21 protein-coding genes and 2 pseudogenes are annotated in these 19,065 nt (G+C 33.6%); 10 read left to right on the plus strand and 13 right to left on the minus strand.

Features of this window, described 5'->3' with window-relative positions:
• Positions 1-296: 296 nt before the first annotated feature.
• The 4 genes from F6K40_RS11195 to F6K40_RS11210 all read right to left on the minus strand — a co-directional run bounded on the left by F6K40_RS11195 (position 297) and on the right by F6K40_RS11210 (position 8,683).
• Positions 297-458 (minus strand): hypothetical protein, encoded by a 162-nt coding sequence (locus F6K40_RS11195; protein WP_293135537.1) that lies wholly within the window; start codon positions 456-458, stop codon positions 297-299.
• 9 nt (positions 459-467) lie between these two features.
• Positions 468-1,487, minus strand: coding sequence for a DUF3179 domain-containing protein (locus tag F6K40_RS11200; RefSeq protein ID WP_293135540.1), 1,020 nt, complete (start codon positions 1,485-1,487; stop codon positions 468-470).
• A gap of 1,171 nt (positions 1,488-2,658) precedes the next feature.
• Positions 2,659-4,911: an nSTAND1 domain-containing NTPase gene (locus tag F6K40_RS11205; RefSeq protein ID WP_293135543.1), complete on the minus strand. Its 2,253-nt coding sequence runs from the start codon at positions 4,909-4,911 to the stop codon at positions 2,659-2,661.
• 760 nt (positions 4,912-5,671) lie between these two features.
• A complete protein-coding gene (locus tag F6K40_RS11210; protein WP_293135546.1) occupies positions 5,672-8,683 on the minus strand; it encodes a sensor histidine kinase in 3,012 nt (1,003 codons plus the stop codon).
• A gap of 691 nt (positions 8,684-9,374) precedes the next feature.
• On the opposite strand from F6K40_RS11210, the gene F6K40_RS11215 reads away from it, so the two are divergent.
• The 6 genes and pseudogenes from F6K40_RS11215 to F6K40_RS11240 all read left to right on the plus strand — a co-directional run bounded on the left by F6K40_RS11215 (position 9,375) and on the right by F6K40_RS11240 (position 13,536).
• Positions 9,375-10,523 (plus strand): quinone-dependent dihydroorotate dehydrogenase, encoded by a 1,149-nt coding sequence (locus F6K40_RS11215; RefSeq protein ID WP_293135549.1) that lies wholly within the window; start codon positions 9,375-9,377, stop codon positions 10,521-10,523.
• Between the two features lie 699 nt (positions 10,524-11,222).
• Positions 11,223-11,882 carry a SanA/YdcF family protein gene (locus tag F6K40_RS11220; RefSeq protein WP_293135552.1) on the plus strand — a complete coding sequence of 220 codons (660 nt, stop codon included), beginning with the start codon at positions 11,223-11,225 and terminating at the stop codon, positions 11,880-11,882.
• A gap of 536 nt (positions 11,883-12,418) precedes the next feature.
• On the plus strand, positions 12,419-12,700 hold the full coding sequence (locus F6K40_RS11225) for a type II toxin-antitoxin system ParD family antitoxin (RefSeq protein ID WP_293135555.1): 282 nt from the start codon (positions 12,419-12,421) through the stop codon (positions 12,698-12,700).
• A pseudogene (locus F6K40_RS11230) lies at positions 12,700-13,005 on the plus strand (type II toxin-antitoxin system RelE/ParE family toxin). The gene F6K40_RS11225 and the pseudogene F6K40_RS11230 overlap by 1 nt, the downstream one beginning before the upstream one ends.
• A gap of 62 nt (positions 13,006-13,067) precedes the next feature.
• Positions 13,068-13,343 carry a DUF2442 domain-containing protein gene (locus F6K40_RS11235; protein ID WP_293135558.1) on the plus strand — a complete coding sequence of 92 codons (276 nt, stop codon included), beginning with the start codon at positions 13,068-13,070 and terminating at the stop codon, positions 13,341-13,343.
• Between the two features lie 25 nt (positions 13,344-13,368).
• The gene (locus F6K40_RS11240) at positions 13,369-13,536 is read left to right on the plus strand and encodes a hypothetical protein (protein ID WP_293135561.1); all 168 of its coding nucleotides are present in this window, start codon (positions 13,369-13,371) and stop codon (positions 13,534-13,536) included.
• A 97-nt stretch (positions 13,537-13,633) separates the two neighbouring features.
• On the opposite strand, the pseudogene F6K40_RS11245 reads toward F6K40_RS11240, so the two are convergent.
• From F6K40_RS11245 to F6K40_RS11275, 7 genes and pseudogenes are all read right to left on the minus strand, one after another.
• A pseudogene (locus F6K40_RS11245) lies at positions 13,634-13,849 on the minus strand (type II toxin-antitoxin system HicB family antitoxin); the annotation flags it as partial.
• Positions 13,850-14,057: 208 nt separating this feature from the next.
• Complete coding sequence (locus F6K40_RS11250) at positions 14,058-14,288, minus strand: hypothetical protein (protein ID WP_293135564.1); 231 nt, start codon at positions 14,286-14,288, stop codon at positions 14,058-14,060.
• A gap of 67 nt (positions 14,289-14,355) precedes the next feature.
• Positions 14,356-14,583, minus strand: a complete 228-nt coding sequence (locus F6K40_RS11255) for a DUF433 domain-containing protein (protein ID WP_293135567.1) — start codon at positions 14,581-14,583, stop codon at positions 14,356-14,358.
• Between the two features lie 105 nt (positions 14,584-14,688).
• Positions 14,689-15,186 (minus strand): PIN domain-containing protein, encoded by a 498-nt coding sequence (locus F6K40_RS11260; protein WP_293135570.1) that lies wholly within the window; start codon positions 15,184-15,186, stop codon positions 14,689-14,691.
• Complete coding sequence (locus F6K40_RS11265) at positions 15,183-15,473, minus strand: hypothetical protein (RefSeq protein ID WP_293135573.1); 291 nt, start codon at positions 15,471-15,473, stop codon at positions 15,183-15,185. Before F6K40_RS11265 ends, F6K40_RS11260 begins: the two co-directional genes overlap by 4 nt.
• 101 nt (positions 15,474-15,574) lie before the next feature.
• Complete coding sequence (locus F6K40_RS11270) at positions 15,575-15,910, minus strand: DUF5615 family PIN-like protein (protein ID WP_293135576.1); 336 nt, start codon at positions 15,908-15,910, stop codon at positions 15,575-15,577.
• The gene (locus F6K40_RS11275) at positions 15,894-16,223 is read right to left on the minus strand and encodes a DUF433 domain-containing protein (RefSeq protein ID WP_293135579.1); all 330 of its coding nucleotides are present in this window, start codon (positions 16,221-16,223) and stop codon (positions 15,894-15,896) included. The genes F6K40_RS11270 and F6K40_RS11275 overlap by 17 nt, the downstream gene beginning before the upstream one ends.
• Positions 16,224-16,302: 79 nt before the next feature.
• Between F6K40_RS11275 and F6K40_RS11280 the strand changes: the two genes are divergently transcribed.
• The 4 genes from F6K40_RS11280 (at position 16,303) to F6K40_RS11295 (ending at position 18,084) form a co-directional block, all read left to right on the plus strand.
• Positions 16,303-16,722, plus strand: coding sequence for a deaminase (locus F6K40_RS11280; RefSeq protein WP_293135609.1), 420 nt, complete (start codon positions 16,303-16,305; stop codon positions 16,720-16,722).
• Positions 16,723-17,142: an Imm1 family immunity protein gene (locus tag F6K40_RS11285; protein ID WP_293135582.1), complete on the plus strand. Its 420-nt coding sequence runs from the start codon at positions 16,723-16,725 to the stop codon at positions 17,140-17,142. It abuts the gene before it with no gap.
• 295 nt (positions 17,143-17,437) lie between these two features.
• On the plus strand, positions 17,438-17,785 hold the full coding sequence (locus F6K40_RS11290; protein WP_293135585.1) for a hypothetical protein: 348 nt from the start codon (positions 17,438-17,440) through the stop codon (positions 17,783-17,785).
• Positions 17,786-17,910: 125 nt separating this feature from the next.
• Positions 17,911-18,084: a DUF7689 domain-containing protein gene (locus F6K40_RS11295; protein ID WP_293135588.1), complete on the plus strand. Its 174-nt coding sequence runs from the start codon at positions 17,911-17,913 to the stop codon at positions 18,082-18,084.
• 43 nt (positions 18,085-18,127) lie between these two features.
• Here F6K40_RS11295 and F6K40_RS11300 read toward each other — a convergent pair whose 3' ends face one another.
• On the minus strand, positions 18,128-18,619 hold the full coding sequence (locus F6K40_RS11300; RefSeq protein WP_293135591.1) for a PIN domain-containing protein: 492 nt from the start codon (positions 18,617-18,619) through the stop codon (positions 18,128-18,130).
• Positions 18,616-18,945 carry a hypothetical protein gene (locus F6K40_RS11305; protein ID WP_293135594.1) on the minus strand — a complete coding sequence of 110 codons (330 nt, stop codon included), beginning with the start codon at positions 18,943-18,945 and terminating at the stop codon, positions 18,616-18,618. Before F6K40_RS11305 ends, F6K40_RS11300 begins: the two co-directional genes overlap by 4 nt.
• Positions 18,946-19,065: the final 120 nt, after the last annotated feature.

The raw sequence follows: 19,065 nt of genomic DNA on the forward strand, positions 1-19,065 counted from the left end.
AGACCACAGTAGGGACGTTCCATGGAACGTCCCTACTAGGTTTTGCTTGTGAATATGTGGTTCATCAATCTGAAAAGGGCTGTAAATTTTGGTTTAACTCCAACGTTATAGTTATTAGATTTTAGATTAAGTCGGGAAGCGATCGCTCGGTTAATTAAATTTTGGTTTAACTCCAACGTTACAGTTATTAGATTTTAGAGCGAGTCGGGAAGCGATCGCTCGGTTAATTAAATTTTGGTTTAACTCCAACGTTATAGTTATTAGATTTTAGATCAAGTCGGGAAGCGATCGTTTGGTTAATTAAATTTTGGTATAACTCCAACGTTATAGTTATTAGATTTTAGATCAAGTCGGGAAGCGATCGCTGCCACATTTTGATGAAATTTTTGTTCAACTTCCCACACTTCCCACACTTCCCCATTTTCCCACACTTCCCACACTTCCCACCCTTCCCCCACTCCCTACTCCTACTGTCCAAAAAATGCAGGATAAACAAAAGCAAAAGCAGTGGAACTAGGAATAATCGTACTATCAAGTTTTTCAACAATAACAGTTTCCATTTGACTATCCCATTTAGCGCGAATTTTTCGCCCATTAAACTCCACAATTTTTTCTCCTAGTTGCTTAATTTCTGAGTGTAAAAATTGAACACTACTACCAGAGAAATTATTTTGAGGCGTTTCTCTATCTGGTTCCCAAACATAAGTAACAATAGACTTAGGATGTTCCTTAAGTTGGTCTTGATTTCTGACAGGAAAAATCAATCTTTTATCAGTATAATAACTGCCGTAAGGATAATTAAAATAATCACGTTTATAACCAGTATTTGTAGAGAGAATTTTACTATTAGGATGTGCTGCTAACCAAGCGCCAAGAGTAGTTTTAATAGCAGGAATTCTCTTTAAACTTCGATTAACATTCTGACCAATAATACCAAAAGACCAAGGTTGAGAATAAAGAGTATCATTAGCACGTTCATACATAACTAAACAACTTTGATAAAGTTTGCCAGAAACACCATAAGTTGTACTGCCACGTTCAAATGTTACTATAGTGTCACAAAGAGGGCAATAAGAAACAGTAATATTAACTCCTCCTACTGTATCATTAACAATTTCATGCCAATTCATAATGCCAAAAGGGTAAGCAACCGCCTCACCATTTATTTCTACGCCAATCACTTTTTCATTAGCAGGAAAAGCTGTTGTTTTAGCAGTATCAAATTTCGGATTATCAATAGAAGGAATACCATCTTTTGGCGGTCCGCCATTTAATAGTTGACTTAAATTAATGCGACTATATTTCTGAGGATCGAGATTTTGTGCTTGAAGATTTTGAAGTTCTCTATTTTGATTATTGAGATATTGTGTGAGACCAAAATAGTGGAGTTTGAAGTTATCTAAACTACCTGCTTTTACTAGCATAGCACTCAAACCTAAGCTAGCAAATAAAGCAGTATTGATGATAATTTTAGGTAGTGTTTTCATAACCTATTTTGAATCAAGAATGAGTAAGAACAAATAAAGAAGTAATAACCCCTTTATAACTATTTTTTGAATTCAAAATTCAAAGTTCAAAAAATTTGTTTATGTTTATAAGTGAATTTCAAGAATTGTTTAATTAAGAATTCAAGCCTCGTTCTTCAGAGAGTGAAAAAATCAAAAATATTTTCCTTATTTTAAGCATCTGCCTAAAGTCAGAGGTTATAATTTTGCATTAATAATTTTGAATTTATTTGACAGAATAATTTAGAAAAGTATTGTTTGTAATATTGTGGCAATTTGTTTGAATGTTTAATCCTTTTGATTGACACTTGTTCTAATTTTTTACATAAAGTTATTGGCATTGAAGATCCCGATAATTATTGGTTATTGGTAGATTATCCTTTTTAGATTATTGAGCATATTGTCTGAATATTTTCTCTCTAATTATGGAGCTTTGATACCTTAATTTTTTTTAATAGCAGTTTTCAAATTGAAGCAATTACTCATATTTTTTAAGTTAATTTCTTTATATTTATATTTTAATGGTATTCTATATACCTTAAATTAAACTGAGTTAGAAATTAACTGAAGATAAGTAATTACTAGACTTTTGGCAAAAGTCAGAGAATAGGGAATAGGGAATTAAATTGTTGATTTCATATCTTGAATTGATTTCATTTTTTATTTTTGGAGATGTCTACTATAAAAAATATGAAACTTTTACAAAAAAATCTGGTCTAAAACCTCCCCTTTTAAGGGGAAAAAACTGTTGTTTCCACTGTCGCCGACAGCCGAAAATGCTATATCCAATTTCCCCTCGATAAATATTTGGTTCATTATTTCAATGCCAATGGTTCACGCTTGAGGTAGTGTTAAGGCAGTTCCGACTATAGGAGACTAACTGATAACTGATATAGCTAAGAAAGAGTTGGTTCTTGACAATTACTGATGATAAATCTAAGACTAGGAAATGTTTTTCTAACTGTTCCCTGTTCCCTGTTCCCTGTTCCCTGCTATAACTGATAACTGAAATAACTTTGTGCATAGGACTATATCTAATAGACATCTCCGATAATCAAAAATTAAATCAATTCTTATTGATAAATTATCAATTACTCCCGCCTGTTCCCTGTTCCTTGTTCCCTGTTAGCTGTTCACTCTTTTCTGGAGATATCTAATCAACTCGCATCCATCTAAACACAGAATTAATTGCTTTATCTAGGAAATTATTTGGTCTTTCTTTCAATAGTTTACGTTGTGCTATATCTCTTTCTAATTCCAGTTCAGCTATTAATTTTTCTCCTTCCTGTTCTCTCACTAAAGGAATTAAATAATTATGAACTAATTGATAGCGATTGTCTGGTAACTCTGGCAATAATAAAACTAATCCTTGAGAAACTAATACATCTAAAACTAAATCTAATTTACTAGATTCTGTTAACAAATCTGATGCTAATTCAACAGAAGTTTTGAGAGGGCGAGTACCATGTTCATTAGTTAACAAGTATAAAACGAGTATAGCTGTTTTTTCATTGAGAGAACCACAATCTTTAATCGCTGTATCTAAAAATTTTATAGTGAGTTTTTTAAGGGGATTATTTCCTAGTTTATGGTATGCCTTAAGAGTTCTAATTCCTGCTTCTTGAAGTTGCCTACCTACTACTTGTAATTGAATTGGGTGTACTGTATTTTCTGCTGCACTTAAATCTTTTGCTACTTGATCGATTAAATCTGCTTCCCAATTTAACTGAGCAATTTCAGTTAAATTTTTGATTATTTCGTGAGTCTTATTTAGCTCAAAATCACTTATGTAGTAAAGAGTTTGTTTAGATAAAACTTCATGGTTAATTACTGCTTCTAAATTTGTCTGGCGTTCCCATTCTAATAGATAATGTAAATAATCTGTTTGTAGCGATAAAATTACTTTGACAGAATTCAAAGTTAAACACTCATGTAAAAATTGATAGAGTGGCAGTCTTTGATTGATTTTTGGACAGACACTAAATAGCTCTTCAAACTGATCTAAGATTAATAGTTTTAAATTATTTTGTTGATTATTTTTGCGCAATGTCTCTAATACATATTCCAGATTCCAAGTAGTGGGGTCAGAGTTTCTAATCCAATCACTATAGACTCGCAATGGTATGGGCAAAATTGCTTGATTATCCTTTGATTCTTCTGCAAGTAAAGTAGGTATTAAACCTGCATTAAGTAAAGAACTTTTACCTACACCAGATGCACCATATATTACTATGAGTTTCTGGTCTTTACTTTTAATTCTTGCCACTAAATTATTCACATCTTCTCGACGACCAGAAACTTCTATTTCTCTAGGAATTATGACTTGATTATCATAATTTTGTTGTGGTTGTAATTGATTTATACCTACAAAAGCTCTTAAGCCATACTGATACTCTATTTTAAATTTTTCTTCTTTAATTATGGCAGATTTTAGATATTTATCTTGTTCAAAATAAAGTTTTATTAATGCTTTTAATATGGAAAGATAAGATTGTAAATCATGGTCTGGGTTGGTTTCCCGTCGCGCTTTTTCTAGTTGATTAATAGTACCTTGCCACTCATTCAGACTACGCTGAGATTCACTTAAAATTGACAGGTAAGCATTTTGATCTTGGGCAATTTCTAAAGGATCTCCCATAGATTGACTTTGAATGGCAATTGCTAACTCTGCTAATTGACTAGCATGAGCCCATTTTGATTCGTGCATTGCAGCTTCAGCTAAAAATCCGTAATCTTGAGCAATTTGCTCTTCTTTTCCATAAGTTAGATGTAAATCTAAAGCTTGTTGAGCCAGGTTATATAAATCACTCCATAGTTCTAATTTTTGCAGAACTTCGCCTTTTTTACTAATAAATTTAGCTACTAATTCTTGTCGATCTATTTGAGCAAATAATTCTAAGCTTTCCTGGAAATTATTTTGTGCTTGCTGCCAACAATTCTTTTTTTGTTTTGTTTTTTTATTTAAATTTCCTAGATGGAAGTAACATAATCCTATATGAAAAAGAACTACACCTAATTTTTCTAAATGTTGATTTGTTTGTTGATTTGAGACTTCTCCAGGTAAAATTTTTGTGCTATTTTGCCAGACGACTAGGCTGTTTTGAAAATGTGTTAATGCTAGCTCTATTTGATTATTAGCATAATTATCTCGACCAAGGATAAAATCTAGATTTGCTCCTAGAAGAGGTGGTAATTCCTGATTTTCGTAATTAATCTGTAAATCTTTAATAGCTGTTGCCAGTAGTTGACTTTCTCTGATGTCTAGAATATCTGAATTATTTTGAATTTGAATAATATTATGGTCTAAAATATGAGCTAATATTTTAGTGGCACAATCTTCGATTATATTAATAGCTGTCAGAGAATTAGATGGATCTATATTTTCTTGTATTTCTCGATTTTTCATAGCTAAAATTATTAATTTTGAGTAATTAGTAATCCGCTCAATAGTCTTGATTGAGCTTTGTTAATTATGGAAGTTAGAGCATCTTCGGATAGTTAGTTATAAATCAAATATTATGGTAGGGAATTTTGATGGAACATCTCTATTTTCCCTGATGTTAGGTGTTCCCTATTCCCTATTATTATTTATAAGCATTCGACCGAACATGGTATTAGTTGTAATCTTCATTCATTCTAACACTTGTGATGATTATAAATTATACAAATTTTATTAAAAAATGTTGCTAAACTGTGATTCTAGGGAATAAGCATTTGTAGCAAATAGTTACCAAATTATATCAAAGAAAATTTTCACCCCAAACCAAACCTAAATATATGAAATAGACATCTCCGGAAAAGAGGGAACAGGGAACAGGAAACAGGGAACAGGGAACAGGGAACAGGGAACAGGGAACAGGGAACAGGGAGATATAATTGATAATTTATGGATAGCAATTTATTTTATTTTTAATTTTCGGAGATGTCTAATACTAAAATACTTGCTATATATTTCCTATTTTTTAAAAGGGGTAATTTAAGTTATCAGTTAGTAGTGACACTTCGCTAGTAGTGACACTTCGCGAAGTGTCAGTCAGTACATCAGTTATCAGTACCTCTAGCTAAAGCTTCGGGATTGACATAAGGAATATTCTCTTTTCTCTTGGTCAATCCTCTCCTTTTTAGGGGGAGGTAATTATCAATTATCAATTATCCATTATCCATTATTAAATATGAGCTAAAGGTAACAGTAATCGACTTTCTACTAAACCACCTTCCCGCAAATGTAACTCAAAATCTCCTCCCATTTGTTGAATGACTCGCCGACAAATAATTAAATGTTTGCCAGGGGGTATAACTAAAGCAGAAACTTCTAATATATCAGGTATAGAACCAGCATTAAATTCAGCAATTAATTGGGGGCTAATATTACCTTGATCAAGAATATAAATTTCTAGCCATTCTTCATCTAAAGTTTGGCATTTAATATCTATTTTTCCTCCTGTTGTAGAACGACGACAAGCATTAATCAAAAGCTCATATACAACCAATTCTAATTTAATACTATCCCCATAAATAGTTAAATTTCCTTCCCGATGCACTTCTAATTGTAATTTTCTTTTTTTGATTTGAGAATCAATGCGAGTCAGCGATCGCCTCAACAAATTAGCCACAGATACAACATCATAATTTGCCTGTAAACGCCATTTTTCTTCCTTCAATAATGAGGTAGTAGATGATAAAACATTGCCAATTTGCCGTAGTAATTGTTGATAACGTAAATTTGCTAGAATATCTTTTTGTTGAGTAGAATTTTCAGTAGGAGTATGATTTAGTTCACTTAATTGTTTAAAACCAGATCCAACACTACGATAAAGTTCTTCCAAACGCCTTTGTTTGTACCAATTTAACCACTCTAATTCTTCTCGCTGAGATTCCAAAGTAGTCTTGACAATTAAATAGCGACGTGACCATGCAAACTGAGTCACCAAAGTAGTGAGTAAATTTTTTAAAGTTTCAGTAGGAGAATTTTCTAACTGTGGAACTTCTGTTTTTTGCCATAAAATCCCGTAAGGATCTGCTAATAAGAATATACCTGTTGGTTGATGTTCGCTAGCAGTACGCAAAGCAGTCACTACAACCTGACCTTCATCAAGAATATTTAACCACCGCAAAGTTTTAGCTGGCACCTCACTGACATTCAAATGCAACCAATCATTTGTAGAAAGTATTTGTTGAATCCAAGTATCGTTACGAACTGGAATCGAAATTTTGCCAGTGGTACTAATACTAGAGTCGCCATAACTATAGCTCATAATTCTCCCTGTTTGCGACACAGGATGCCAACTAATCAAAGCAATTATGGGAACAGTTTGGCGATCTATCTCTCCTATTTCCGTAATTGCTTGTGCAGTAAATTCGATAAAACTACGTTCGAGACGATCTAGGGATAAATTTTCTAATACGCTTTGTTCTCCCAGTGGTGCCAAATCTTTAACTTCTTGGAAAAATGAGGAATTGGAAGAGTCAATCAATACTTTTGTTGAGTTTCCGAGTATTGTGGTTGGTTGCAAAGTAGTTAAACCAGACTGAAGATATTCAATATATTGCTGTTGCCGATCGAATCGCTGATTAATATCTCTTTGATGCAGAATAAAACCTAACTGTTGACTGGCAATTTGTACTAATTCTCGCTCATTGCGATTCCAGATGTGAGGTGTATCATAACCAATAATGACAAGTTCTAAGGAGCGATCGTACTTATTGTCTTGATGCTCTGTACTAGATTCGTCTTCCTCCTGTTTCCTAGTTCCTCTTGTATTGGACAATAGAAGAGAACGCACTCCTGCTTTCTCAAAATTTTCTTGCCAAGCATTCAATATATGATTATCTGACCAATTTTCAATTCCTACTACTTCAGTATTTTTCTCTAGTAGCATCATATCTTCCTTACTGAGTGGGGGGAGAGAACTTGTGAGTATTCGATTTTGCAGAGAATGACTTTGATAAATAACCTCAAAGCGATCTCTATTCCAGATAATCAACATAAAATATTGAGAACCTAAGCGTTGAGATAATTTATCCGCTGTTGTCTTGATAATTTTTTGCCAGTCACGATCGCCATAAATAGCGCGAGTTATATCTGCTGTTAAACTCCGATCTAGTTTGACTTGGCGAATTTTGTCTTCCATTTCTGAGAGGGGAGAAGTTAAAGCTACCAGTTGAGCGACTCCATGCAAATAGTTTCTTTCATTATCTTGCCACTGACGGTTGTGTTGTTCTTCTATAGTGATAAACCCTAATAATTCCTCTTCTAAGATAATCGGTGCTACTAATACAGAAGCAGCTCTGATTTGTTGGAGCAGTAGTTGAGTAATCTTGTTGTTTGTGGATCTGTAATATTCTCCGACGCAAACAATTTCCCCTTTTACTAATATCTGATATAACTCACCTAAATCTTGCAGTGTAATACCAGAAGCAGGACGTTTTAAATCATTCCATTCTACGATTACTTGACGATTACTTGCACGACGCCAGAAGTACCCTCCATTGGGATAATACCAGTAAATATTCGTGCGCGATGGTTGTAAAAATTTCTGAGTTATTTCTACAACGACTTCCAGACGTTGATCTAGGGTTACTAATTCTCCTAATTGAGAAAGTAATGAAAGCATGGGTTCATCAGGTCTTTTAATTTGCTTTTGTTGCCATTCTTTTTGCATTTTGTCTAATGTTTGCCCCAGTTCTCCCCAGATTAAAGATAGTAGTGCTTTTGCTCCTGACTCTAGAGATATGCCCTTATTTTGTGAACCCATTAACACAACGCCAAAACATATTTCCTTATAAGATATCGGAAATAAAATTGTTCCTTTAACTTGATAAGTTTGAGCTATTTTGACCCATTCTCCTACTTGCTTTTCAGCGCTTAAATCAGCTATTTTAAGTGCTTGACCTGATATTAATACTTGTTCTAATACATCTCCATCACTAATTGGAAATTTTTGTTTGAGAATAGAAATTTCACCATTAGGAGTAATTCCTCCTTTGCCAACTATTTTATTTCCTAGGCGATCGTATAAACCCACCCAAATTAAACTAAAATCAAACTCTGAGTGAAAATAAATAATAATTTTTTTGATGATAATATCTATATCTTCTTCTTCTCTTATTGTCCTGATTATACTTTCCAACTCAATCAGATTATTTTCATTATTTTCCGATATGTTTTTTTTCAACATACATTAATTCTCCTACTTAATTTTGATTCTATAAATAATATTTATTTGGTAAACATTCAGCTATTAGCAGTCAGCTCTTCAGCAATGAGTAATGAGTAATTAGTAAGGAGTAAGGAGTAAGGAGTAAGGAGTAATGAGTAAGAATTAAAATCAAGCCCGAATATGATTGTTTAAAGCCTCTTCATTCATGCAGAAAAATTCTTGCGTATTCATCATTTTTTAAATCCTCTGACTTGACTGCGGAATGCTGCGCAAACAGGCAGAGGTATTACTTATTAGTTATTACTTATTACTTATTAGTTATTACTTATTACTCCTTACTCATTACTCCTTACTCCTTACTCATTACTTAACACTTATTACTTGTGAAATTCCCCAAAATCAATAGCTGATAGCTGATCACTAATAGCTGACGGCTGAATGCTTACTTTATTTGAGCTACTCAAAGTTAATTTAATTATTAATTTTACGATTTTCAACCAAATCAATGATATTTTAATGAAAACAATTAATTACTTTATTTCATTAATATCTAACCAAATCTCCTCAAGATTATAAAATTTAGTCTTTTTTTAAGTTTTAAATTGTTAATTTCATAAGCAAAATTAATTACACATTCCCTGTTCCCTGTTCCCTATCTTAACTAGGAAATTGATTTTGTACGACTACATTAACTACTATTGAGAATAAAATGTTAAATATTTATCGTTCTGTCCTACTGCCGATTATATTTTCTGGACTAAAAGCCGATCCAGAAAGGATACATAATCAAGTTCTAAATATGCTCAGTTTTATGGATACTTATTCCGACTCTAAACTGATAAGTGGGGTTCAGACAATGATGGAGAAATTATTCTGTTTTGAAGATACTCGCCTAGAGCAAAATTTATGGGAATTAAACTTTAAAAATCCGCTAGGTTTAGCCGCAGGATATGATAAGAATGGTCTGGCAATTAACACCTGGCCCCGATTAGGTTTTGGGTTTGCTGAACTTGGTACAGTCACTTTCCATGAACAACCTGGAAATCCCCAACCAAGATTATTTCGTTTACCAAAAGATCGGGCTGTTTTAAATCGAATGGGATTTAATAATCAAGGAGCTGCTGCTTTAGCTAAAAGATTACAAAGTCAAAGTAAAACTAATTTTTTTATTCCTCCTTCTTTCTTTCCTTATGGTATAAATATTGGTAAATCTAAGATAACCTCTTTAGAGGCAGCAGCAACAGATTATTTAGAGAGTTTTCGATTGTTAAAAAGTTGGGGAAATTATTTCGTTGTTAATGTATCTTCTCCTAATACCCCAGGCTTACGTTCCCTACAAAATACCGATAATTTAAGTAAAATTTTAGCAGTTTTGCAAGCAGAAAATCAAGGAACTAAGCCAATTTTAGTTAAGATTGCACCAGATTTAGAAAATGAAGCGCTACCCTCAATACTAGACTTAATTAAAGAATATAAAATATCTGGCATAATTGCCACTAACACAACTATTAATCGTGAGGGATTAAAAACTAAAATTATTCCAGTAACAGGTAAACTTGTTACCGAAGAAGCAGGTGGAATTAGTGGCACACCATTAACCAAAAGATCGACAGAAATAATTAAATTCATCTGGCAAGAAACAGAGGGAAAATTACCAATAATTGGTGTAGGTGGTATATTTACAGCGGAAGATGCGTGGGATAAAATTACTGCAGGCGCCAGTCTAATTCAACTTTATACAGGATGGGTATATCAAGGGCCGGGAATAATCAAACAAATTCTCCAAGGATTACTACAAAAGTTAGATGAACATGAATTAAATTCTATTTCTGAAGCGGTTGGTTTAGCAAATAAATAGGAGTCAGGAGTCAGGACTCAGGAGTCAGGAGGGAAGAGAATTTAGTAAAGTTGAAATGGATTAAATTCTATTTCTGAAGTTGTTGCTTTAGAGGTAGCGACATTCCATGGCAACGTCCTTCAATAATTAATAATTATTCGGTAATATTTTATCGTAGGGGTTTGGTTTCCAAACCTCAACAAAAATGGGATTGGAAAACCCAACCCCTACAATCTTTTTTCATATAAATAGGGAGTAGGGAAAAATAATTGATTTAATTTTTTATTATTGGAAATGTCTCATAAAAAAGTTGTCATATTTGAGCCTAGGGGTTTGGTTTCCTTTCCCCAAGCCAAAATGGGATTGGAAAACTAAACCCCTACAATCTTTTTTCATATAAATAGGGAGTAGGGAAAAATAATTGATTTAATTTTTTATTATTGGAAATGTCTCATAAAAAAGTTGTCATATTTGAGCCTAGGGGTTTGGTTTCCTTTCCCCAAGCCAAAATGGGATTGGAAAACTAAACCCCTACAGTCTTTTTTCATATAAATAGGGAGTAGGGAAAAATAATTGATTTAATTTTTTATTATTGGAAATGTCTCATAAAAAAGTTGTCATATTTGAGCCTAGGGGTTTGGTCTCCAAACCTCAACAAAAATGGGATTGATATAACCAAACCCATAAAGTATTTTTTTAGAAATCATTTAATATTGCTATATGTTACCTAAATTTTTTTTACTCAACCAACGCTTATTTTTTTTGCTTTTAGTATTAACAATACTACTAATTCCTCTAGCTTTAAACTTTTATATCAAAGTAGCAACAAGCAAATATCGCTACAAAAATCCACAAGAAATTCCTGCTCAACCTATTGCCATAGTTTTTGGAGCAGGAATTTGGGAAGATGGTACTCCCACACCAATGTTAGCTGACAGAGTGCAAGGAGCAGTTAATCTATATAATATTGGTAGTATTAAAAAAATTTTGATGACTGGTGATAATAGCACCCCTAATTATAATGAGGTAAAAGCAATGCAAGAATATGCAATTAATCGTGGTGTATCTGTTGAAAATATTACTCTAGATTATGCTGGTTTTAGCACTTATGAAAGTTGTTATCGGGCAAAAGAAATATTTGGTATTACCCAAGCAGTTTTAGTAACTCAAAACTATCATTTACCTCGTGCAGTTTATACCTGTCGTCAACTAGGAATAGATGCTCTAGGTTTAGGTACCCAAGATTGGGGAAAATTCAGAAATGATTCTATGAGACGTTATTCTATCCGTGAATTTTTAGCAGTATTAAAAGCATTATGGGAAGTTCATATTACTCGTCCTAAGCCAACTTTTTTAGGACCTTTTGAAGGAATTAGTTAATAATTAATAATGTAAGAGACTGTTTGTAAAAGGAATATTAAATCGAGGCGTAGGGTGGGGAGGGTAAGGCGACAATAAGCACGAATCGTAGCCAAACTCCTTACGGGTAAGATGCCCGCACTACGCCGTAACCCACCGAACATTAAGCACTCTGGCCGTCTTAATCTTTAGTTGTGCATTCACTCTCTAATAGACATAGGCGTGAAAATTAAAAATTAAATCAATTATCATCCAGAAATTATCTATTCTTTCTTTCTGTTCCCTGTTCCCTGTTCTCTTCAAAATTAAGAGAAGTAGAACAACTGGACAACTTATCAGAAAAAAAACAAAATTAGAACCTGAACTTGTTGATAAATTCTCTATTCTTGCTGAACAATGGGAGAGAGAAAATCCTATCAAACCAGAACAACGAGGGCGAGTTAAGCAGATGGCAGAAGCTTGGTTAGAGTGGGGTAATTCTGGAAACTATGCAACTTGTTATATTCTCCCACCAGGGTTATAATTTTAATAATTTGACAATTATTTAGGTCGTTTTTATGAACATATCTTTAAGTCTAGAAGCACGAAAATTTATTGAGGAACAAGTTAATAGTGGTAGGTATTCATCTGCTACAGAAGTAGTGGGAGAAGCATTGCGACTCTTATCAGAAAAAGAGAGTATTCGCGCCAAACATTTTGTTGAGTTAAAAGAAAAAATAAGAATGGGAATAGAAGAACTAGATCGCGGTGAAGGAATTGATGGAGAAGAAGTATTTGCAGAATTAGAGGCAGATATTAACCGCATTGAAACTGAAATGAAACAAGAGATAATTAAATAATGAGTCGATTTATTTTTTGTCCTTTGACAAAACAGGAACTAAAGGAAATTAACAGCTATATTGCCCGATTTAATTCTAATGCTGCTAGAAGACTTATTAATAGAATCAAACAGCAGTGTAAACTGTTAGCTGATTTTCCCTAAATGGGGCAAAAATGCGATGAGTTAGAACCTAGTCTCAGAAGTTTTCCAGTAGAAAATTACATCATTTTCTATCGCCCAATAGATGATGGGGTGCAAATTGTGAGGATAATTAGCGGTTATCAAGATTTGGATGTGATTTTCTCTAGGGATATTGATGGATAGGTAGGTTAGCGATCGCTTAAAAAAAGTCGAATTTAATCAACAAATTTTTTTGGAGAAATGGGATGAGTATTTCAACACCTCAAGCTGATGAGCGAGTTAAAAATGTACAAATACAAGAGGATACTTTCAGTGTTGAACTAATGGATGGACGTACTATTACAGTTCCTTTAGCTTGGTATCCTCGTCTATTAAAAGCAACTGCTGAACAACTACAAGCATGGGAAATATGTGGTGGTGGTTATGGTATTCATTGGGAAGAAATAGACGAAGATATTAGCACTGAGGGATTATTACGAGGTGCCCCTGCTCCTGGTAGTCAAGTACGTTCGTTGGTATGAAATAGCAAGTATTTTTAGTTTGGTTATGGTAGCGAGCGCTATTGTGATGAGGAGAGCGATCGCCTACTTATCTACACCAATATTGACTGTATTTTTCATGCAGGAATTTCTCGTCCTAACTTTTGAGCAATTTCTATTTATCCTTTTAAATTATTCATCAACTTCAAATAAAGAACGAGGTAATCCCGACTGACGAATAATAGATTGTAAAGTACCTATTTTTAATTCTTTGTAGTTAGAAACGGGAACAGGAAAGTAATAACTGATAACTGATAACTGATAACTGAAATAACCTCTACTTGCTCTACAAAAACTTCATTATTTAAGCGACGTTCAATTTCTGAATTATTGGCAGTTTCAAAAAAAAGTTCTAATGCTTCAATTAAATTAGACTTTGCTTCTTCTACTGTTTCACCTTGACTAGCAAGATCGAGTTCTGGACATAAGGATACATATCCGTCACCTTCTCGTTCAATAATTACTGTTAGTTGTTTGGTTTGTTTCATTTTAAAATTAATTTATTCAATATAAATAATACCAAATTCAAAAAAGGCTGTTACATTCCAATTTGTGATTTATTCCGACAATTTAATACTTTATCGCTTGCATTCATTGTCAAAATTAAAGTTTTTTCCTCCATTTTTTGTCTATTTATCTTTCCTGGTTCCGACGTTCCTTATCTCCTTTCACCTGTTCTGTGACTGTAGCAATATTTTATGAAAATGGTATAACATCACCTTGGTTCAGACTTTCTAAAGTTTGATTTACTTCAATCATTAAAAGTTTCAAAGTTTCCAGACGGTTATCTTTAGCAATTAAAACGATTATCATTAAATCAATTTGTTGAAGATTTTGCTGTGAAGTTAAATTTTGGTCTCCCGTAATAAAAGCATCAAAACTTTCTGATGCTAATTTTAACAATTCTCCATTTTTTCTGGCTGCCAAACCTTGTTATGGAACTGTTATTACTTGATTATTTATGATTTCTCTTTTGAGCTTTTTAGGTAAACATTCATCCAGCAATATTTTCATAAGTTTGCTTTAATAATGTTTCTTGAGCTAATTTTAATAGAGAAACTGCTTGTTCTTGAGTCACCGTAGGAAAATCATCAAGAAAGTCTGCTATAGTTTCTCCTGCACTTAAATAATCAATAAGAGTTTTAACCGGAACACGAGTATCTTTAAAGACTGGTGTACCTGATAATATTTCTGGAGATGTTTCTATTAAATTATTGCTCATAGTCTTTGCTCTTTTGTGTTTGAATTTTTGTGGTAATACCTTAATTTATTGAAAATAATCTGCAGGTAATAAAACCAATTTTATCCATGGAGTTTTTTTGTTTAACTACAATTTATAATCAATTAAATGGTAGAAATTAACTGCATCAACTCCAATGCTTTGTAAATAATTTGCCAATGGAAAATCGTTAGTTAATACTAAATATTTTCCTTTTGCTAAACTGATAATTCCACTGTCAGTTAAACCATATTTGGTAAATTTTTCCACTTGAGTTGCGGTGCTACTTTCGACATAAAATTCATCCCATTTAGTTACCGCTTTTGCCAAAAGTTCTACAGATTGAGAACGTTCTGGTTCACCCAGTTGATTAATTAAATTATTAACTTCGGTGAGAATATTAGGAGTGACAACAATTTTGGAAAAATACGATATTATTTCTACTAATAAATCATAATCTTCTGGTGAAAAATTTTCGGTACGGTTAAATTTAGAAATGCGCTCTTTATTAACCGAACCAACAAACAATAAAAGGAGAATGTTTGTATCAAATATAACCCCTTGGCGTTTATATTTGCCAAACAATTTACGAATATAATCTGTCATAATTCACGAATTTTCATTGACTCAACTTCACTTGTTTCAGCATTAATTTTAAATACTTTATAATCCCTCTCTTTTTTGGAGAAAAAACTTTCTTCTTCTCCTGGTGTAATAGTAAGAAATCCTAGTGTAATTAACCAATATTTTCTATCTTCTGATAATTCCACTTCTTCCAGTCTTAAGTCTTTAATTTCATATTCCAATAAACCTCGAAGAGACTGCAAGTATTTCTTGGCAGCTAACAAAGCACCACGAACATCTATTCTCTTATTTGTTGTTTGATTTTCCATAATTTTCACTCCTTGATTTGATTCTTTTTTGTAGGCAATTACAATTATATTTTATTTTCTAGCAAATTGTAGAACATAGTTTTATTTCTATTTCTATTTCCTTATATATATTCCACTCTACCTATCATTTCCTCTGGAGTATAAACCTCATAAATTAAAATCAGACATCTGATAATTTCACCAATGGAACGAGAGCTAGGTGAACAATAAGCAATTCCGGGGTGTTCGTTTGTTTGACTAGCGATAATCAGAAAGTCGTCATCGTGAGTCACCATCACTCGTTTTTCACTGCGGATAAATTCTAAGTGCGACTCATCACTTTGAGTTCTTAACCCAGTCTCTACAGTTGTTGTTACATCTATACCGTAACGACGCAACCCACTTGCAATGCTATTGTCGATGTGTTCGTCTAAATGAAATTTAATTCGATCGCTCATCTCTAATTGCCTTTAATTTTGCTTGTAGTGGAGATGGAGGACTATTTCGTTTTAATTCTTCTACCTTAGCTCGACTTTCAGCAGTATGTCTGTCTATTTCTTCTCGGCGATCGTAATAATATGCCATTGCTGCATGAACTGCTGCTAAAGGTAAATTGTATTTACCTGCAATTTCTTCTATAGATATTCCCATTTTCAGATACATTTCAGCTACATGAGCGACTGAAATACGATGGCCAGCAATGCATGGTTTGCCTCCTAAAACACCAGGGGTGATGTCAATATATTCTGTAATTACTGATTGTATGGGCATTTTTTAATATTTTTGTTTATTTGCTTTTTAATTTAGCATAATTTTACCATCAATATTATAATAGATAAAAATAGCCAAAATTAGGAGAGGAAAAACGAGTAACAACTTCGACGACTTAGCCAACTACAGAAAGCAACTTGGTTTACCGCCAGCAGGTAGTGAAACCGATAGATCGACTATAGCTAAATTAGAAATAAGCAATTGTGCTTTCTTCGGTATCAACTCTGGAAGCAACCCTTATTCTCGAAAGGTGACATTAAAAGTTAATCCTATTAGCAAAACTCATGCAGAAGCAGACGCTTTTCAGCAAGCAGCAGATGCAGGTGTTAGAGGGGGAAAAGCGCGTTTAATAGTAGACAGGGAATTATGTGCTGCTTGCGGTATCCGAGGTGGAGTCAATTCGATGGCCTGGCAGTTAGGTATAGAAGAACTAGAAATTGTGACTCCTAGTGGCACGAAGACGATAACGGTTAAACCACCAAAAAGAAGGAGGGAATAAATGTTTGTATTAGACTTATCAGTGGAAAAGTGGGTTGGTAATCAAGATGAGGGCGACTTCATAGAAAACCCTACTTGGCAACAAATAGAGTCAGCGATCGGGGAATTAAATGGCACAAGCAAAACTTTAGTAACTTTAGGTGCAGATGAAGAAATTTACATGAGTGTTGGCGGTGGTGCAGGAGGTCAATATATTGTCAATGTTACTTTTGATAATCTGACTTTCTATAATTTAGTCGATTTATCCCAACTAGAAGAAGTACAACAACTGGTTGTAGGAGGACAATTGGGGAATTATCAGGCTAAAATTTGTGTAGATTTACAGACTGCTTTGTTGGCAGCTAAAACTTTTGCTCTTGCGGGGGAACTTGAGGAATCTGTGAGTTGGGAGGTAGATGAGTCTTTAGTGGAGGTGGGGTGAAAAATAGCGATCGCTCTTGTCATCAGGAGGACGATATAGCTGCCGCGAGGCTCTGCCTTTTCCTGACGGAATGCTCCGCAAACATGTTGGCGACAGCCGAAACGCGACAGCGGAACGGAGTTCTATCGCCTACCTTATCTACACCAATATTTACTGTATTTTTCGTGCAGGAATTTTTCGTCCTAATTGTTGAGCAGTTTCTATCCATTCTTGCATAATTCTTTCTACCTAAATTGCAATGCTTGACCATATATGCTATTAATAAAGTAAATTTTAGTGGTAAAAAACGCCAACTGTGAATCAAAAACCAAAATTAATAGAACAAAACCTACAAATAGACTCTAAACTTGTTAACAAATTTTTTACTCTTGCCGAACAATGGGAAAGAGAAGTAGAGGGAATGTCATCAACTGCTCGAATGTCTCAACATCCTGCATACCAAGAAATTATCCAGATGGGAACTCAAATAGTGCCTTTGTTACTCCAAGAATTGAAACGAAATCCTCTATACTGGTTATCAGCATTAGAGGAAATAACAGGAGAAAATCCCATCAAACCAGAACAACGAGGGCGAATTAAACAGATGGCAGAAGCTTGGTTAAAGTGGGGAAAAGAGCGGGGTTACCAAATAATTAATAATTAATAATTAATAATTCAGGTTTAAAGCTTCCCCTTTCAAGGGAAAAAAGAAATTTTTTTCTTTGATTTTCAATCCTCTCTCTCAAAGGGAAAGGTAATTATTAATTGTTAATTGCTGAAAGAGTTTAAATGTACAGAAGACCAGAACTAGAGCTTAAGTGGCCTAATTTGTCTGATACTGACTACAGGGTGACTAGCTCCAAATCTCAAGAGTACAACTGTTTTGCTTATGCAGCAGGAGAGATAGATCGCTGGTGGCAAGCAACACCAGGCGATCGCCTATTTTATCTATGTCAATATTGACCGTATTTTGACACTTTTGACTGAATATTTGAGTTTTTTTTAACTACCATTGATAATCAATTAAATAGTTGAAATTAACTGTATCAACTCCAATGCTTTGTAAATAATTTGCTAAGGGAAAATCGTCAGTTAATACTAAATATTTTCCTTGCACTAAACTGATAATTCCACTGTCAGTTAAACCAAATTTAGTAAATTTTTCCTCTTGACTTACAGTGCTACTTTTTAGATAACATTCATCTAGTTTAGTAACTTCTTTAGCTAAAATACTGAGGCATTTTGAGCGGTCTGGTTCGCCCATTTGATTAATTAAACTATTCACTTCTGTCAGAATATTAGGGGTGGTCACAATTTTGGCAAACTTTAATAGTCTATCTAATAATTGATAATGTTCTGGTAGAAATTTTTTAGTGCGATTAAATCGAGAAATGCGCTTTTGATTAACTCTACCAACAAACCATAAAAGCAAAATATTTGTATCAACTAAAATACCTTTGCTTTGATATTTTTTTAACAGTTTAGTCTCAATTATCATAACTCGCGGATTTTCATAGATTCAACTGCACCTGTCTGAGCATTCACTGTAAAAATTTTATAATCTCGTTCTATGCCAATAAATTCGGGAGATAAGTCGCTATAATCAACTTCATCAGGTAAAGCAAGGTCTTTTCTGCGGTTATATCCGAGTGTAATTAACCAAAATTGTTCGTTTTCAGATAATTCAACTTCTTCTAGTCTAATATCTTGCGTTCCTCCTAATAAATCTCTCATTGAAATTAAGTAATTCTTGGCGGCAGACACGGCAGCACGAACATCTATTCTAGTAGCTGCTTTTGCCATTTTTTCTATAGGGTTTTCCATGATTTTCACTCCTTGATTTGATTGTTTTTTCTAGGCAATATCTATTTTAGGATAGCACAAAAAGTTGTAATAAAAAAAGGTAGCGATCGCCTGTTTTATCTACACCAATATTGACCTAAT

It is taken from the genome of Okeania sp. SIO3I5, from assembly GCF_010672085.1.
Taxonomy (GTDB): domain Bacteria; phylum Cyanobacteriota; class Cyanobacteriia; order Cyanobacteriales; family Microcoleaceae; genus Trichodesmium.

Bases quoted from the DNA above. Each gene is read 5' to 3' on its own strand.
- F6K40_RS11200 (WP_293135540.1), bottom strand. From the start codon at position 1,487: ATGAAAACACTACCTAAAATTATCATCAATACTGCTTTATTTGCTAGC.
- F6K40_RS11205 (WP_293135543.1), bottom strand. From the start codon at position 4,911: ATGAAAAATCGAGAAATACAAGAAAATATAGATCCATCTAATTCTCTG.
- F6K40_RS11210 (WP_293135546.1), bottom strand. From the start codon at position 8,683: ATGTTGAAAAAAAACATATCGGAAAATAATGAAAATAATCTGATTGAG.
- F6K40_RS11215 (WP_293135549.1), top strand. From the start codon at position 9,375: ATGTTAAATATTTATCGTTCTGTCCTACTGCCGATTATATTTTCTGGA.
- F6K40_RS11220 (WP_293135552.1), top strand. From the start codon at position 11,223: ATGTTACCTAAATTTTTTTTACTCAACCAACGCTTATTTTTTTTGCTT.
- F6K40_RS11225 (WP_293135555.1), top strand. From the start codon at position 12,419: ATGAACATATCTTTAAGTCTAGAAGCACGAAAATTTATTGAGGAACAA.
- F6K40_RS11235 (WP_293135558.1), top strand. From the start codon at position 13,068: ATGAGTATTTCAACACCTCAAGCTGATGAGCGAGTTAAAAATGTACAA.
- F6K40_RS11240 (WP_293135561.1), top strand. From the start codon at position 13,369: ATGGTAGCGAGCGCTATTGTGATGAGGAGAGCGATCGCCTACTTATCT.
- F6K40_RS11255 (WP_293135567.1), bottom strand. From the start codon at position 14,583: ATGAGCAATAATTTAATAGAAACATCTCCAGAAATATTATCAGGTACA.
- F6K40_RS11260 (WP_293135570.1), bottom strand. From the start codon at position 15,186: ATGACAGATTATATTCGTAAATTGTTTGGCAAATATAAACGCCAAGGG.
- F6K40_RS11265 (WP_293135573.1), bottom strand. From the start codon at position 15,473: ATGGAAAATCAAACAACAAATAAGAGAATAGATGTTCGTGGTGCTTTG.
- F6K40_RS11270 (WP_293135576.1), bottom strand. From the start codon at position 15,910: ATGAGCGATCGAATTAAATTTCATTTAGACGAACACATCGACAATAGC.
- F6K40_RS11275 (WP_293135579.1), bottom strand. From the start codon at position 16,223: ATGCCCATACAATCAGTAATTACAGAATATATTGACATCACCCCTGGT.
- F6K40_RS11285 (WP_293135582.1), top strand. From the start codon at position 16,723: ATGTTTGTATTAGACTTATCAGTGGAAAAGTGGGTTGGTAATCAAGAT.
- F6K40_RS11295 (WP_293135588.1), top strand. From the start codon at position 17,911: ATGTACAGAAGACCAGAACTAGAGCTTAAGTGGCCTAATTTGTCTGAT.
- F6K40_RS11300 (WP_293135591.1), bottom strand. From the start codon at position 18,619: ATGATAATTGAGACTAAACTGTTAAAAAAATATCAAAGCAAAGGTATT.
- F6K40_RS11305 (WP_293135594.1), bottom strand. From the start codon at position 18,945: ATGGAAAACCCTATAGAAAAAATGGCAAAAGCAGCTACTAGAATAGAT.